15 protein-coding genes are annotated in these 14,341 nt (G+C 56.6%); 9 read left to right on the top strand and 6 right to left on the bottom strand.

The annotated features are described in order from the left end of the window. The first annotated feature begins 38 nt into the window (after positions 1–38). The gene (locus P0Y67_RS15770) at positions 39–809 is read left to right on the top strand and encodes a class I SAM-dependent methyltransferase (RefSeq protein ID WP_342392640.1); all 771 of its coding nucleotides are present in this window, start codon (positions 39–41) and stop codon (positions 807–809) included. 32 nt (positions 810–841) lie between these two features. Then, on the top strand, positions 842–1,315 hold the full coding sequence (locus tag P0Y67_RS15765; protein WP_342392639.1) for a hypothetical protein: 474 nt from the start codon (positions 842–844) through the stop codon (positions 1,313–1,315). A gap of 363 nt (positions 1,316–1,678) precedes the next feature. Here the strand turns inward: P0Y67_RS15765 and P0Y67_RS15760 are convergent, their stop codons facing one another. From P0Y67_RS15760 to hemC, 4 genes are read right to left on the bottom strand one after another with little or no spacing between them, the layout of a single operon-like run. Then, the gene (locus P0Y67_RS15760; RefSeq protein WP_342392638.1) at positions 1,679–2,866 is read right to left on the bottom strand and encodes a heme biosynthesis protein HemY; all 1,188 of its coding nucleotides are present in this window, start codon (positions 2,864–2,866) and stop codon (positions 1,679–1,681) included. Next, complete coding sequence (locus tag P0Y67_RS15755) at positions 2,863–4,026, bottom strand: uroporphyrinogen-III C-methyltransferase (protein ID WP_342392637.1); 1,164 nt, start codon at positions 4,024–4,026, stop codon at positions 2,863–2,865. Before P0Y67_RS15755 ends, P0Y67_RS15760 begins: the two co-directional genes overlap by 4 nt. Positions 4,027–4,030: 4 nt before the next feature. Further along, complete coding sequence (locus P0Y67_RS15750) at positions 4,031–4,783, bottom strand: uroporphyrinogen-III synthase (RefSeq protein WP_342392636.1); 753 nt, start codon at positions 4,781–4,783, stop codon at positions 4,031–4,033. Further along, entirely contained in the window at positions 4,780–5,715 is a 936-nt protein-coding gene (gene hemC, locus P0Y67_RS15745; protein ID WP_342392635.1) for a hydroxymethylbilane synthase, read from the bottom strand. The genes P0Y67_RS15750 and hemC overlap by 4 nt, the downstream gene beginning before the upstream one ends. 389 nt (positions 5,716–6,104) lie before the next feature. Here hemC and P0Y67_RS15740 point away from each other — a divergent pair, with 389 nt between their 5' ends. Continuing rightward, a complete protein-coding gene (locus P0Y67_RS15740; RefSeq protein ID WP_342392634.1) occupies positions 6,105–8,687 on the top strand; it encodes a class I adenylate cyclase in 2,583 nt (860 codons plus the stop codon). A gap of 73 nt (positions 8,688–8,760) precedes the next feature. Here P0Y67_RS15740 and cyaY read toward each other — a convergent pair whose 3' ends face one another. Continuing rightward, complete coding sequence (gene cyaY, locus P0Y67_RS15735) at positions 8,761–9,072, bottom strand: iron donor protein CyaY (protein ID WP_342392633.1); 312 nt, start codon at positions 9,070–9,072, stop codon at positions 8,761–8,763. Positions 9,073–9,148: 76 nt separating this feature from the next. Here cyaY and lptM point away from each other — a divergent pair, with 76 nt between their 5' ends. The 6 genes from lptM to yigB all read left to right on the top strand — a co-directional run bounded on the left by lptM (position 9,149) and on the right by yigB (position 13,809). Next, complete coding sequence (gene lptM / locus P0Y67_RS15730) at positions 9,149–9,268, top strand: LPS translocon maturation chaperone LptM (RefSeq protein WP_036758963.1); 120 nt, start codon at positions 9,149–9,151, stop codon at positions 9,266–9,268. A 28-nt stretch (positions 9,269–9,296) separates the two neighbouring features. Further along, on the top strand, positions 9,297–10,547 hold the full coding sequence (gene lysA / locus P0Y67_RS15725) for a diaminopimelate decarboxylase (protein WP_342392632.1): 1,251 nt from the start codon (positions 9,297–9,299) through the stop codon (positions 10,545–10,547). A 21-nt stretch (positions 10,548–10,568) separates the two neighbouring features. Continuing rightward, positions 10,569–11,399 (top strand): diaminopimelate epimerase, encoded by an 831-nt coding sequence (gene dapF / locus P0Y67_RS15720; protein ID WP_342392631.1) that lies wholly within the window; start codon positions 10,569–10,571, stop codon positions 11,397–11,399. A gap of 68 nt (positions 11,400–11,467) precedes the next feature. After that, positions 11,468–12,175, top strand: coding sequence for a DUF484 family protein (locus P0Y67_RS15715; RefSeq protein WP_342392630.1), 708 nt, complete (start codon positions 11,468–11,470; stop codon positions 12,173–12,175). Next, positions 12,172–13,080, top strand: coding sequence for a tyrosine recombinase XerC (gene xerC / locus P0Y67_RS15710; protein ID WP_027251490.1), 909 nt, complete (start codon positions 12,172–12,174; stop codon positions 13,078–13,080). Before P0Y67_RS15715 ends, xerC begins: the two co-directional genes overlap by 4 nt. A 12-nt stretch (positions 13,081–13,092) precedes the next feature. Then, positions 13,093–13,809: a 5-amino-6-(5-phospho-D-ribitylamino)uracil phosphatase YigB gene (yigB, locus tag P0Y67_RS15705; protein ID WP_342392629.1), complete on the top strand. Its 717-nt coding sequence runs from the start codon at positions 13,093–13,095 to the stop codon at positions 13,807–13,809. Between the two features lie 2 nt (positions 13,810–13,811). Here the strand turns inward: yigB and P0Y67_RS15700 are convergent, their stop codons facing one another. Next, a complete protein-coding gene (locus P0Y67_RS15700; protein WP_342392628.1) occupies positions 13,812–14,270 on the bottom strand; it encodes a DoxX family protein in 459 nt (152 codons plus the stop codon). Between the last annotated feature and the right edge of the window lie 71 nt (positions 14,271–14,341).

Raw genomic sequence — 14,341 nt, 5'->3', positions numbered from 1 at the left:
GCCCTGTGCCGGGCGGACATTGTTTTGCGGAGACACCCGTGCAAATCGCTTTACTTTGTGATCAACCTGAACGCCATGCCGAGCTGGCTGAACTGGCTGCCCGTTGGGGGCTGGAGCATCATGATCAGGCGCAGTTTGCGCTGTCCTTGACGGCAGAGCGCCTGGAATTGCTCAAGCAGGATGAACCCAAGCTGGGGGCGGTTTTTGTCGATCTGGCCGGGGGAGCTGCCGCGCACCGACGCAAGTTTGGCGGCGGCCGTGGTCAGGCCATCGCCAAAGCCGTGGGCTTAAAAAGCGGGGTCACGCCGACTGTACTGGATGCCACGGCAGGGCTGGGCCGTGATGCGTTTGTGCTGGCATCCCTGGGGTGCCGGGTTCAGATGGTTGAGCGCCACCCTGTGGTAGCGGCATTGCTGGAAGACGGTTTGCGCCGCGCTTGCGCCGATGCGGAAATCGGCGGCTGGGTGCGTGAGCGGATGAGCCTGCTGCATGCCACCAGCCAGCACGCACTGACGGATCTGGCGGCCGAGCCTGGCTATATACTGCCGGATGTGGTGTATCTGGACCCTATGTTTCCCCATAAAAAGAAATCGGCCCTGGTGAAAAAGGAAATGCGGGTGTTCCAGAGCCTGGTCGGTGCCGATATGGATGCCGATCAGCTGTTGACGCCGGCGCTGACGCTGGCGAACAAACGTGTGGTGGTCAAGCGCCCTGATTATGCCCCCTGGCTGGACGGGCAGTCGCCGTCAACCGTGATCACTACCAAGAAGAACCGCTTTGATGTGTACGTCAAAGCGGCCATGAAGTAGCAGCAGGCTGTTGCAGGTTGGAGAAAGCCGAAATGACCAGGTCATTGTGTAAGTACCGTCGTTCAGAGATCAGCGAGAAGATTGCCTCTATTGCTGAGCTGGTGAGCGCGCCCCAGTATTTTTGTCGCAGCTGTGCCAGGGTTGCCAACGGTAAATCTTCTCTCTGCAAACCGGGCCGCTTACCCGTGCAGGGTCAGCGGGCGCCAGCGACGATCCCATCAGTCACTGTGGCGTCTGTGATGGCCCCGCAGCCTGTTTCGGGTCAGGATCCGGCCTTGCCGCCTGTGGGTGAGCGATTGGACAGCGGTGCCATGGTGGGGCTGCCGGTGGGTTTGCTGAGCGTGTCGGTCAAGAAACTGGATAAGAAGCTGCGCAAGCTGGCGAAAAAGAAACGTAAGCGCCTCAAGAAAACCGACAAATACCTGAAGAAGGCGGAAAAGTACCGGAAAAAATCCGAGCAGATACAGCGAAAGTTCGACAAGCTGATCTATAAAGCCAGTGCCTGATCATTGCCCGCCGGCGACAGATAAAAGAAGCCTCCGTTAACGGAGGCTTCTTGGTTTCAGGGGGAACTGAATCAATCAGGATTCTTTAATCAGCACAGCTGTCATCAGGCAAGTGATTACCGCAACAATAATGCCAGAAACAATTAACCAAGGGAGCATAGCCTTACTTCCATCTATAGCGCTAAAAGAGGCCACATTGAATAGTTTTTAAATACTTCCATCAATAGTAAATATATATGATGAAATGGCTATTAACAGATGGATACAAAAGCGGATTAAATCTCGTTAACACAATGTTAAATAGAACAAAAAAGCGCCTGTTCCGGCGCTTTTTTACATTTAGTAACAGGTATGTCTGTCAGGTCAGATTTTGGCCGGCAGGGCCAGGGTTAATCCTTCTTTCGATAAGCGGGCGGCAGCGGCTTTATCGTTCAGGGTTTCCAGCACCTCGACCAGATAGCCGTAATCGGCGACAGTCGGGTGCAGTTCAATCGCCCGCTCAAGGTGCGTGCGGGCTTCTTTGGGTTTACCGTCACGCAGATACAATTGTCCCAGCGCACTGTGGGTGGCAGCATTGTTACTGTCGTATTTCAGCAAATCCTGCAGTGTCACAATGGCGGGGTGATAATCGGTCAGCTTCAGCGTCGGCATCAGGCTGATCAGACGGGAATCAATCTTCTTGCGCAGCGCTTCGCGCAGTATGGTATAGCCTTCGCTGTCGGCGTTGCGGGCGCACATCTCACGGACGAAGCAGGCGACCAGCTCAGGGTTCTGTTTGGCTTTACGGCTCAGGCTGTTCCAGTGCCCCATCAGACCATCGCTGCCGCTGTGCAGACTGATCTGGGCCATCAAGCCGCACTCGGCCTGCTCCTCTAATTTATCCAGCTGTTCGCCGCTCAGGCTGCCGTACTTTCTCAGCGGGGTAATGAGGCCCAGCAGGGCTGGCCAGTCTTCCAGCTGCACATAGCATTGCTTCAGCAGTTCCAGTAACAGTGGATTGCGCGGATGGCTGCTTTTCATCTCCTGCAGTGTGGCGACAGCTTCTTCATATTGATGCTGCTGGCACTGCAGTCTGGCCCGGGTCAGTGCTACCGCCAGGCTGTCGCTGTCCTGTTCGGCCGCCAGACGCAGGTATTCGTCACGCTGATGCAGTTGCCCCTGTCCCTGCGCGGCTTCCGCTGCAGCGAGATAGTTCAGTAGCGGGGTGTCGCTGTGATTGGCCGATTTGACGACCAGCTTTTCCGCCTGTTTCCAGTCACCTTCCAGTACCTTGACCAGGCCGCTGGAAGTCAGCTCACGTGCTTTGCGGGTTTTGCGGCCGGAGAACCAGCCGCGGGTGACGCTGCTCAGTGACAGCAGCCACTTCAGCAGGTGCTCGAGCAGAAAAAACGCCCCGAAAAGCACAATCACCAGTAAGAGCAGCGTGGTCAGGCTCATTTCCAGTGTCTGGTTGGCGGCGGAGATCAGCACATAGCCCTGATTGCCGGCCAGCATGGGGCCGACAACGATGCCGGCGATCAGCGCGGCGACCAGCAGGAGAAGTTTAATCATGCCGGATCCTCCTCAGTTTTGATGGGAGCGATCTGTTGCCGCAGGCGCTGGTTCACCAGATCCGCTAACAGCGAAGGTGATTTCAGCTGCTCAGGGTAGCTGGCTTCAATGTTCTGGCCGGCCATCTCATTGAGGCCTTTAATGAAGCTCTGCGTTTTCACATCGTCAGTGTTGTAGAACTGGCTGGCCCAGTCTTTGGCCATGGTCAGGGACTGGGTGTACAGCTCACCCTGTTCGCGATACACAGCTTTAATAGCGGTTTCCAGCTTGGATTTAATGTTTTCCTGCAGGTAGAAATCCTGCTCCGGCGATAAGAGCGGAATGACATTGCCGTCGCGCTTACGGTAAGTCACAAAGTGTTCGCTGAACTGTTTCAGTGAGGTCATCAGGTTGGACTGCCAGTCGGACACCGACTCGCTGACCGTTTCACTCTGCGGCTGTTCCAGTGACTCAGGCACGATCGCGTTGGCCAGCGGCAAACTGGCGACCATCTGCTGCAGGCTGGTCAGGCGTAATACGATCCCGTCACGGTCAACACGGGCCACGGCTTTGAGGCTGGCAATGTCATCGTTCATGGCACTGCGCAGTGCCGTCAGGCTCGGATCATTGAGCTGGGCAAGGCGGTTATCGGCGGTTTCCAGTAACACTGTGGCACTGGCCACATCGTGCTCCAGCCAGAGCTTGCGGCCCGCCATGCGTGTCAGGTAATCCGCTTCGGCCAGTAGCCAGTCATTCGGGCGGCGGCCTTTGACTTCCGACATCGCCAGCTGCAGGCCTTTAATGTCATTGCTCTGCTGATCCAGCTTGCCTGTGGCGCTGAGTAAGCGCTGCTCGACCGCACTTTTGACATCCTGGGTGCTTGTCGTCAGCTCGCTTTTCAGGGTCTCGAGCTGAGCTCGCAGCGCACTAACCTGTGCCAGCTGGTCGCGGTTTTGCTGGTGGCCGTGATAATACAGGCCGGCACCCAACAGGATAACCAGAGCAATGGCGACCCAGCCGGTTTTGCTGCCTTTGCCTGATGCGGCGGGGGCAGCAGGCTGGCTGGCGGCAGACGACTTAGGTGGCGTGCCGGCAGTGTGTGGCGTTTCCTTGGCCTTGGAAGAGGCATCAGACTGCTTGTCTGACTTAGGGGTATCGTTATTGGTTTTCTTCTCAGTCATCCGTTTATCCCGTTGTGCCTGTTGTACTTAGTGTAGCAAGCAGTGTGGCATTGCTGGCACTGCCCACAGTGGTTATATGGCGAAAGCCAATGTCCCTGGCTTGACGGGCAATTCGCTCGCTGGGAACCAGCAAGTGGCATGTCATCAGCCATGGCTTTGCCTGCGCCGGCATCAGTCGGTACAGGTATTCCAGTTGCTGACCACTGGTGACCACCAGTGAGTCCACATTTTGTTGTTGCCACTGCTGGCTCAAAACAGCGCCATTGAGTGCCAGCCAGTGTCGGGCATAAGTTTCACAGTAAGAGACATGGGCCTGACGTTCGGCCAGTGTCTCGAAAATCAGTTCGCGGCCGCCGTTGCCGCGCAATATCAGTACGTTGCGCCCTGCAGCCGTCATCAGTGCTGGCAGGGCCAGCAGTCCCTCACTGTCTTCCTGCTGCGGGGCCTCGACATGCTGGCCGCAGGCGTCCGCCAGTGTGGCGGCGGTTTGCTGGCCGACGGCGATATAATGAAGGCTAGCAGGCCAGCAAATCTCTTTTTCTGTCAGGTAAGTATGTGCCATTTTTACCGCGTGGGGGCTGACAGCAATAAGACAATCGCCTTTTTTCAGTCTGGCGAGTTGATCACCCAAAGTCAGCAGGCCGGCACCGGGCGCTATGGCCAGCAGTGGCTGAACCAGCGCCTTGATGCCCTTGGCGGCCAATGCTTGTGCCAGTGCCTCGCCGTGCGGGGCCGGTCGGGTGATCAGGACTGTCATTCAGCCTCGTCGTACAGTCGGGTCAGTATCTCGCGTGCCCCGCGCTCGAGCAGCTCTTCGGCCAGCTGAGTGCCCAGGTTTTCCGCCTGCGCAATCGGGCCGCGAATTTCACCGGCGACAATCTGGCTGCCATCCGGCTCACCCACCAGAGCGCGCAGCCAGATTTGATTGCCTTCCAGTTCAGCATAGCTGCCGATAGGCACCTGACAGCCGCCTTCCAGCCGGTTGTTCATCGCCCGCTCACACAACACGCGGGTGGTGGTGCTGGTGTCACTTAAGGCCTCCAGCAAGCTTCGGATACGGGTATCGTCCAGACGGCATTCAATGCCGACGGCGCCCTGGCCGACAGCCGGCAGGCTGACTTCAGGGGCGAGGGCACAGCGGATGCGGTCGTCCATTTTCAGGCGCTTCAGGCCGGCACAGGCCAGCACTATGGCGTCGTATTCGCCTTCATCCAATTTCCGCAGGCGGGTCGCCACGTTGCCGCGCAGGGTTTTAATCTGCAGATCCGGGCGGCTGGCCAGCAGCTGGCACTGGCGGCGCAGGCTGGAGGTGCCGACGACGGCGCCTTGCGGCAGGGCATCCAGATCGGCGTAGTGATTGGACACGAACGCATCGCGCGGGTCTTCACGCTCGCAGATGGTGACCAGTCCCAGACCGTCGGGGAATTCGACCGGCACATCCTTCATCGAGTGGACCGCGATATCGGCACGGCCTTCCAGCATCGCCTGTTCCAGCTCTTTGACAAACAAACCTTTACCCCCCACTTTGGCCAGCGGGGTATCAAGAATGATGTCGCCTTTGGTGACCATAGGGACCAGTTCGACAATAATGCCTGGGTGGGCCTGCTCCAGTGCGGCCTTAACATATTCCGCCTGCCACAGGGCGAGCGGGCTTTTTCGGGTTGCGATCCGGATTGGCATCTCAGTCATAGCTTGGGGGTCCATCTAATTGCTCTAAATATACTAATCGTACCACTCCGATACGGGTAAGGTAATGTAGATGTTGTTGCCGGTGCGGTGAAGCGCATTTGTCCGGTTCTGTGATATCGCTTATGGGAGATATGTCACATTACTGAGTGTGATCTAGCTTCCAAAGTCCAAGGTGCTGGCGATTTCGAGTCATTGTACTATTTTGTGGTGATACTCAATGGAATTGAGCATCACGGAGCAGGCTGGCGCTTGATAGCCCGTACAGACTTTACGGAATGCCTGAAAAGTGTTAGATTGATCACGTTTTTGCTCACGAATGGCTCACAGAGTCCCCTAACGATGACAAGATTCGGGCCGCTCTGGATGCTGGTAGCTCTTGGAAGAGTAATTTGCAAAATTATATTAAGACCTTAATTGGCAGGTTGGATAAGCATAACCACCGTCGGGTTGAACGTGCGCGTCTTGCCATGAACGCACAATCTGAGCAGGTGTTCAGTGTGCTGCCTGTGCTGTTGCATGTTAACCATCCCGCATTGCCTGGCTACCAGGATGCCGAAGTACCGCAAGGTATTGCGTCATTCGTTCCTACTTCACGTCAGTCGACGCTGATCCGTGAGCATTTTGCTTTCGATCTTCCCGCTTCTTTTTTTCATGACTCTCCGGATGGCGACATTCTGGGGCTATACGCGATGGGCAGCACCTCGTCGCTGGGCCAGAGCCTGACCAGTGATCTGGATATCTGGGTTTGTATCCGCACCCGTATGCCGTCAGATGAGCGTGAAGCGCTGCTGACCAAGTGTAAAGCCGTGTCCGGCTGGGCGCAGACACAGGGCGTGGAAGCCAACTTTTTCCTGATCGACGATAACCGTTTCCGCCATAACCGCTCGGAAGCCCTGAGTGGCGATAACTGTGGTTCCAGTCAGCATTTGCTGCTGCTGGACGAGTTTTACCGCTCGGCCGTGCATTTGGCGGGGCAGCGCTTCCTGTGGTATCTGGTACCGCCGGAAATGGAAGAGTGTTATGACGATTATGTCGCTTATCTGGCGGCCAATGGTTATATCAACCGCGATGAGTGGATTGACTTTGGCGGCCTGTGCCGCATTCCGGCCGAAGAATATTTCGGCTCCAGCCTGTGGCATCTGTACAAAAGTATCGACTCTCCCTATAAATCGGTGCTGAAAGCCATTTTGCTGGAAGCATACTCCTGCGAGTATCCCCACACCCAACTTTTGAGCGTGGACGGCAAGCGGCGCTTTTTCTCCGAACAGTCGTCGCACTACGCGATGGATGCCTACTACCTGATGCTGGAAAAAGTGACCCGTTATCTGGAGCGGATAAACGATCACCGCCGTCTGGATCTGGTGCGCCGCTGTTTCTATCTGAAAACCCACGAAAAACTGACTCGTGAGCCCGGTATTGGCTCAGTCGCCTGGCGCCGTGAGGTACTGGCGGAGCTGACCACTGAGTGGCAATGGTCCCGTGAGGTCATCGAAGAGCTGGATAACCGCCGCAACTGGAAGGTGGAGCAGGTCAAGCGTGCCCACAATGAACTGCTTGACGCCCTGATGCTCAGTTATCGTAACCTGATCCTGTTCGCGCGCCGCAACGACATTACCTCGTCGATCAGCCCGGAAGATATCAGCATTCTGGCCCGTAAGCTGTATGCGGCCTTTGAGGTACTGCCCGGCAAAGTGACCCTGCTCAATCCGCAGGTGTCGCCTGACCTGCACGAAGGGGATCTGACCTTTATTCAGGTGCCTGCCGGCCGGACCAATACTGCGGGCTGGTACCTGTACAAGCAGCCGCTGGATCCGTACGCCATTCTGGGCCAGCCGTCGTTAGAGCATAACCGCTACCTGAGCAAACTGGTGGCCTGGGCGTATTTCAACGGCCTGCTGACCGAAACGACCAACCTGCACACTGTGGTGCGCGATTCGGCGATGGATATCGACAAGCTGTACCAGATGGTGAGCGATATCCGCAATACCTTTTCGATCCGCCGTCCCAAGCCAGGCCTGAAAGCCCTGTCCAGCCCGTGTGAAATTCGCCAGTTAGGGATTTTCATCAATCTGGAGCAGGACCCGACGGAAGAAATGAAAAGCCGGGCGGTGAAGTTTGATTTTAAAAATACCGATATCTTCAGCTTTGGCCCTGAGCAGACCTGTCTGGTCGGCAGCGTCGATCTGGTTTACCGCAACTCATGGAATGAAGTGCGTACCCTGAACTTCAAGGGTGAAAACGCCATGATGGATGCGCTGAAAACCATTTTGAGCAAGATGCATCAGGATGCCATTTCGCCCGAGTCGGTCGATGTGTTTTGCTACAGCAAGCACATGCGCGGGATGATCCGTAACCTGGTCTACCAGCTGGTGGCCGAGTGCATTGAGATGCGTCTGATGCCGGTGGAGCAGCAGGAGAAGCAGCGCCGTTTTAAAGCGATCCGCATTGGCAGCCAGACCCATGGTTTGTTCTTTGAGCGTCGCGGGGTCTCGGTGCAGAAGCTGGAAAATTCGGTCGATTTCTACCGCTGTATTTCCAGTAATAAACTGCTGGGCAGTGCCAGTGTGGTGATGGGGAAAACCGATGAACCGCATCCGCCGTCAATTGTCGATGCTTACGCCAGTGAAGGTCTGATCCAGTTCTTCTTTGAAGACTGTGAAAACCACGGCTTCAATATTTATATTCTGGATGAAACCAACCGGATTGAAGTCTATCGCCAGTGCAGCGGCAACATGGATGAAATGGTCCATGGCGTGAACCGTTTTTATACCTCGGCGCAGGACAGATTCAGTTACAGCTCGAATTTCATCAATTTTAACCTGCCTCAGTTCTACCATATCGTGTATGGCCAGGAGGGTGAGTGCCAGGTGTTACCTTACAAGAGCGGCTATCAGGCTGAGCGCCGGCTGGCAGCCGATAACCAGGCCGCTATGGATGAAGCCGGCAAAGGCGGCCAGATGAGTCTGTCTTAAGGCTGTGTGCCTGATATCGGGCTCTGGCTATCCGGCGCCGCAGAGGAATGTCTCTGCGGCGCCGGCATCGTTTTTACCAGTCGACTTTTTCTTGCGCGTGGAGCGAGCACTCGCGCTTGATCAGTGAAATCAGCTCTTCGCCGCTGCGGGTGCAGAGCCAGATCCCGTCGTTATATTTGAAGTGATAGCCGCCTGATTTGGACGCTACCCAGATTTCATGCAGCGGTTCCTGACGGTTGATGACGATCTGGCTGCGGTTTTCAAACTCCAGTGTCAGCACGTTGCCCGTGGTCTCATATTCGATATCAGCGCCGGACTGATCGATGCCTTCCTCGATATGCATAAGTACCTGATCAGCCAGTTTATGAAATTCAGTATCGTTCATCCTGTAAGTCCTATTGCTTTTCCTAGTGTGGGTGCGATTATAGAGGGCATTGCAATCATTATCACTGGCTTTAAAAATGCGTACAGGTTTAATAGCAACATTTATTCTGACAGTACTGACATTGGCAGGCTGCGGCCAGAGTGGTCCGCTGTATATGCCAGCCGATGACACCGAACAGGCAGAGCAAACCGAATAACCGCGGCCATAACAGGGAAGAGACCACATTGGATTATTTTAATTATCAGCAAGACGGCCAGCTATACGCTGAAGACATCGCAGTAACTGATCTGGCTGAACGTTTTGGCACGCCGCTCTATGTTTATTCACGTGCGACTCTGGAACGCCACTGGCGTGCGTTTGACAGTGCGGTGGCCGATCATCCGCATCTGATCTGTTACGCGGTGAAAGCCAACTCCAACCTCGGGGTACTGAATGTCCTGGCCCGGCTGGGTTCAGGGTTTGATATTGTCTCTGTCGGCGAGCTGGAGCGTGTGATTGCCGCCGGCGGTGATGCCGGGAAAGTCGTGTTCTCCGGTGTCGGTAAAACCGCCGCGGAAATGCGCCGGGCGCTCGAACTGGACATCAAGTGTTTTAATGTTGAATCAGAGCCTGAGCTGGAGCGCCTGAATCAGGTGGCTGCTGAGATGGGCAAAGTGGCCTCTGTGTCGCTGCGCATCAACCCGGATGTGGATGCCAAGACGCACCCCTATATTTCCACCGGCCTGCGTGACAACAAGTTCGGCATTGCCTTTGACCGTGCCCCGGAAGTGTACCGTCTGGCGCACAGCCTGCCGCATCTTAATGTGATTGGCATGGACTGTCATATCGGTTCACAGCTGACAGAGCTGACGCCCTTCATTGATGCCACAGATCGCCTGCTGGCCCTGATTGATACCCTGAAAGCAGAAGGGATAGTGATCCGCCATCTGGATGTCGGCGGCGGTCTGGGCGTGACCTACAACGATGAGCAGCCGCCACTGCCTTCAGATTACGCGAAAGCGCTGCTGGAGCGCCTGGAAAATCACATGGATCTGGAGCTGATTTTTGAGCCGGGCCGTGCGATTGCCGCCAATGCCGGTGTGCTGGTGACCCGTGTTGAGTACCTCAAGCATACTGAGCACAAAAACTTCGCCATCGTCGATGCTGCCATGAATGATCTGATCCGTCCGACCCTGTATCACGCCTGGCAGGCGATAGTGCCGGTCGTCCCGCGTGACGGCGAGCCGCTGGAATACGACTTTGTCGGTCCGATCTGTGAAACCGGCGATTATATAGGTAAAGAGCGCCTGCTGAAACTTGAGCAGGGCGACCTGGTCGCCGTGCGTTCTGCCGGAGCCTACGGGTTTGTGATGTCATCCAACTACAACACCCGTCCGCGTGTGGCGGAAATCATGGTCGATGGCGACGAGGCTCACGTGGTGCGTGAACGTGAAACACTGAGCCAGTTGTGGCAGTCTGAGCGCCTGTTGCCTTAACCCATAAGCGAGAGAACGCCGATGCAGTTTCAATTTTCTAAGATGCATGGTTTGGGCAATGATTTCATGGTCGTCGACTGTGTCACCCAGAACATCTTCTTCTCCCCGGACGCCATCAGGCGTCTGGCGGATCGGCATCGCGGGGTGGGTTTTGATCAGCTTCTGGTCGTAGAGCCGCCTTATGATCCCGAGACGGATTTTCACTATCGCATTTTTAATGCCGATGGCAGCGAAGTGTCGCAGTGCGGCAACGGGGCCCGCTGTTTTGCCCGCTTTGTCTCCATGAAAGGGCTGACCAATAAGTACCGGATCGCGGTCAGTACCAAGTCGGGCAAGATGGTGCTGCAGCTGGAGAACGACAACCAGGTGACGGTCAACATAGGCGTCCCTGAGTTCACGCCGGAAAAAATTCCGTTCAAGGCCAAACAGGAAGAAAAAACCTACATACTGCGCGCGGAAGATAGCACCGTATTCTGCGGTGCTGCCAGTATGGGCAACCCGCACTGTGTGACCGTGGTGGATGATGTGGACACGGCGGATGTCGAGACGCTCGGCCCGCTGCTGGAAAGCCATGAGCGTTTTCCTGAGCGGGTTAATGTCGGCTTCATGCAGGTGGTGTCGCGCGCTGCCGTGCGCCTGCGGGTCTACGAACGCGGCGCGGGCGAAACCCAGGCCTGTGGCAGCGGAGCCTGTGCTGCTGTCGCTATCGGTCAGCGTCAGGGCTTGCTGGACAGCAATGTGACTGTCAGCCTGCCCGGTGGCGACTTGCATATTCGCTGGGCTGGCGAGGGTCAGCCTCTGTATATGACCGGGCCTGTTGCTCATGTGTTCGATGGCCAAATCACGCTCTGAAGTGTGGCAAGTGGCAAGTTGCCGGTGGGGCTGTCTGGCCCCATTGAGCCTAATCAAATCTGCAAGTTATGACTGAAATGACCCAACTGAACCAACGCCCGGCGGATGATGAGGGTGCAGTGCTCAACCCACAGGCGATCGCGGCCTTTTTAACGGCCAATCCTGACTTTTTCATCCAGCAGCCCGAACTGCTGGAGCAGCTCAGGCTGCCCCATGCCGAGCGCGGGTCGGTCTCGCTGGTGGAGCGCCAGATGGAGCGGCTGCGCCATAAAGTGGCTGAGCTGGAAAAGCAAATCGAGGGCATGATGTCTGTCGCGGCCAGTAACAGTACGTTATTTACTGCCTTTGCACGTGCTCAGCAGCAATTGTTTCAGACCCACAATATTTACCAGGCACTGAGTGTGCTGACCGCCCTGGCGACGGAACTGGATTTGCGGGTCAGTGTGCGCCTGTTCGACAGCATGGACACCGAGCTGTCGCTGAGCCGGCAGGCCTTTGAAGGGTTTCGGCGCGCCCGGCTCAACCCGCAGGATGTCTATCTTGGCCGTCTGCGCAGTGCCGAAAGCGAAATGCTGTTCGCTCAGCCTCCTCAGCTGGGCTCATTCATCGTGCTCAAGCTGGGTGAAGCGGAACGGCCTGACGGCGTACTGTGTTTTGCCAGCCGGGACGGCGGCCATTTTCAGCCCGGGATGGACACCCTGTTCGTGACCCAGTTGGCCGACGTGCTGGGACGCTTGATCCGCCACTGGGAATACAGCCGTGAGGTGATTGAATGAGTTTGCCGGCCAGCCTGACCCGCTCGCTTGACCGCTTTTACGAGTACCTGCGCAGTGAGCGGGAGCTGAGTCTGCACACCCAGCAGAACTACAAGCGCCAGCTGACCACAGTGGCGGAGCAACTGCTCGAACTGGGGGTCTCCGACTGGCACACCTTAGATGCCGCCTGGGTTCGTCAGGTGGCGAGCAAAGGCATGCGCGACGGGCTCAAGGCCAGCAGCCTGGCGATGCGCTTATCCGCGCTGCGCAGTTTTCTGGATTATCTGGTCCATCAGGGAGAGCTGAAGGCCAATCCGGCCAAAGGGGTGTCAGCCCCGCGCAAATCCCGGCCGCTGCCGAAAAACCTGGATGTCGATGAGATGGATCAGCTGCTCAGCGTCGACGAGAATGATCCCTTGTCGGTGCGGGATCGGGCGATGATGGAGCTCATGTATGGTGCGGGCCTGCGCTTGTCGGAGCTGGTTGGCCTTAACGTGAAAGACATCAGCCTGAGCAAGGGCGATCTGCGGGTGATAGGTAAAGGCGACAAAGAACGCATTGTCCCTTTTGCCGGCCTGGCCCGGGAATGGGTGGGGATCTGGCTGAAAATGCGCGGACAGCTGGCCGCTCCCGGTGAACCGGCCTTGTTTGTGTCCAAGCTGGGCCAGCGTATCTCCAACCGTAACGTGCAGAAACGCATGGCGGAATGGGGCCAGAAGCAAGCGGTGTCCAGCCATATAAATCCGCACAAGCTGCGCCACAGCTTTGCCACCCACATGCTGGAGTCCAGCGGCGATCTTCGTGCGGTGCAGGAGCTGCTGGGCCACGCCAATCTCAGTACCACACAAATCTACACCCATTTAGACTTCCAGCATTTAGCCAAGGTGTACGATCAGGCACATCCGCGTGCCAAGAAAACCAAATAAGGAGCCGGTGCCATGCAGTTTTACCGCAGTTTTCGTTCTCCCAAAGCACTCACCTTTGATCTGGACGATACTTTGTACGATAACCATCCGGTGATACTGCGCGCCGAGCAGGCGATGTATGACTGGCTGGCCGCCGCGCATCCGGCTGCCCATGCCCTGAGTCCGGCGGACTGGCAGCGCCTCAAATACCAATTGGCGAAGGACAATCCTATGCTGCGCCACGACGTGACCGAATGGCGCCGGGTCATGCTGCGTACCGGCCTGAGCCGGGTCGGCTATTCGCAGACCCGGGCCGCTGAGGCAACGGAAGAAGGGCTGCACATAGTATTAACCGTCAGAAATCAGGTCGATGTGCCTGAGCTGACCCATGCCGTGCTCGGCGAGCTGGCCACGCGGGTGCCGCTGCTGGCGATCACCAACGGCAATGTGGATGCGGATAAAATCGGTCTGGGCCAGTATTTCTCCCGGGTGCTAGTGGCAGGGCGTGACGGCCTGTCCAAACCTGAGCCGGATTTATTTCTCCAGGCTCAGGCGCTGTTGGGGCTGTCGGCGGCGGATATTCTTCATGTCGGCGATCACCTGATCAGCGATGTGGGCGGCGCCCGCCGCAGCGGTTTTCAGGCCTGCTGGTTTAATGATCAGTCACGTCAGATGCATCAGGAGTCCAACGCGACCTGGCTGCCGGATGTTGAAATCCACACTCTGGATCAGCTGTTGTCACTGGTGTGAGCCTATTCCAGTAAGCGGCTGGGCCGTCGCGCCTGGCCGGACAGATGATCCAGCGACACCAGTCCCGCGCCCCAGAATACATTCACCAGCAGCATCATGCCCCACAGCTGGTGGTCAAAAAAGCCTTTCTCCCACAGCAGCGGATAAGACACCACGGCTATGATGTTGAAGACAAACAGCAGCAGCGCCATCGGCCGGGTCAGCAAGCCCAGCACCAGAAACACAGGCACTATCAGCTCAGTCGCCGTGCCCAGATAGGCGGCTATCCGCCACGGCAGCAGGGGCACCTGATATTCATATTCAAACAGATACAGGGTGCTGTCCCAGCTCTGGTATTTGATCATGCCCGAGTTGAAAAAGACCCAGGCCACCCACAAGCGGGTGAATAGCAGCAGCAGGGGCGTCAGTGGTGCCAGCAGACGGCTGAACTGGGAGTCTATGTCTTTAATAAGGTAGAGCATGTCAGCCTCCTGAGCTTCAGTGCAGCGCTGAGGTCGCGTTGCCACTGAAGTACTGAATATTCCAACATTCG

Source organism: Photobacterium sp. SP02 (genome assembly GCF_038519165.1).
Taxonomy (GTDB): domain Bacteria; phylum Pseudomonadota; class Gammaproteobacteria; order Enterobacterales; family Vibrionaceae; genus Photobacterium; species Photobacterium halotolerans.
This window is presented reverse-complemented; position numbering and strand designations above follow the sequence as displayed.

Coding starts and splice junctions, on each gene's coding strand:
- P0Y67_RS15765 (WP_342392639.1), top strand. CDS start 842: ATGACCAGGTCATTGTGTAAGTACCGTCGTTCAGAGATCAGCGAGAAG.
- P0Y67_RS15760 (WP_342392638.1), bottom strand. CDS start 2,866: ATGATTAAACTTCTCCTGCTGGTCGCCGCGCTGATCGCCGGCATCGTT.
- P0Y67_RS15755 (WP_342392637.1), bottom strand. CDS start 4,026: ATGACTGAGAAGAAAACCAATAACGATACCCCTAAGTCAGACAAGCAG.
- P0Y67_RS15750 (WP_342392636.1), bottom strand. CDS start 4,783: ATGACAGTCCTGATCACCCGACCGGCCCCGCACGGCGAGGCACTGGCA.
- hemC (WP_342392635.1), bottom strand. CDS start 5,715: ATGACTGAGATGCCAATCCGGATCGCAACCCGAAAAAGCCCGCTCGCC.
- cyaY (WP_342392633.1), bottom strand. CDS start 9,072: ATGAACGATACTGAATTTCATAAACTGGCTGATCAGGTACTTATGCAT.
- lptM (WP_036758963.1), top strand. CDS start 9,149: ATGCGTACAGGTTTAATAGCAACATTTATTCTGACAGTACTGACATTG.
- dapF (WP_342392631.1), top strand. CDS start 10,569: ATGCAGTTTCAATTTTCTAAGATGCATGGTTTGGGCAATGATTTCATG.
- P0Y67_RS15715 (WP_342392630.1), top strand. CDS start 11,468: ATGACTGAAATGACCCAACTGAACCAACGCCCGGCGGATGATGAGGGT.
- xerC (WP_027251490.1), top strand. CDS start 12,172: ATGAGTTTGCCGGCCAGCCTGACCCGCTCGCTTGACCGCTTTTACGAG.
- yigB (WP_342392629.1), top strand. CDS start 13,093: ATGCAGTTTTACCGCAGTTTTCGTTCTCCCAAAGCACTCACCTTTGAT.
- P0Y67_RS15700 (WP_342392628.1), bottom strand. CDS start 14,270: ATGCTCTACCTTATTAAAGACATAGACTCCCAGTTCAGCCGTCTGCTG.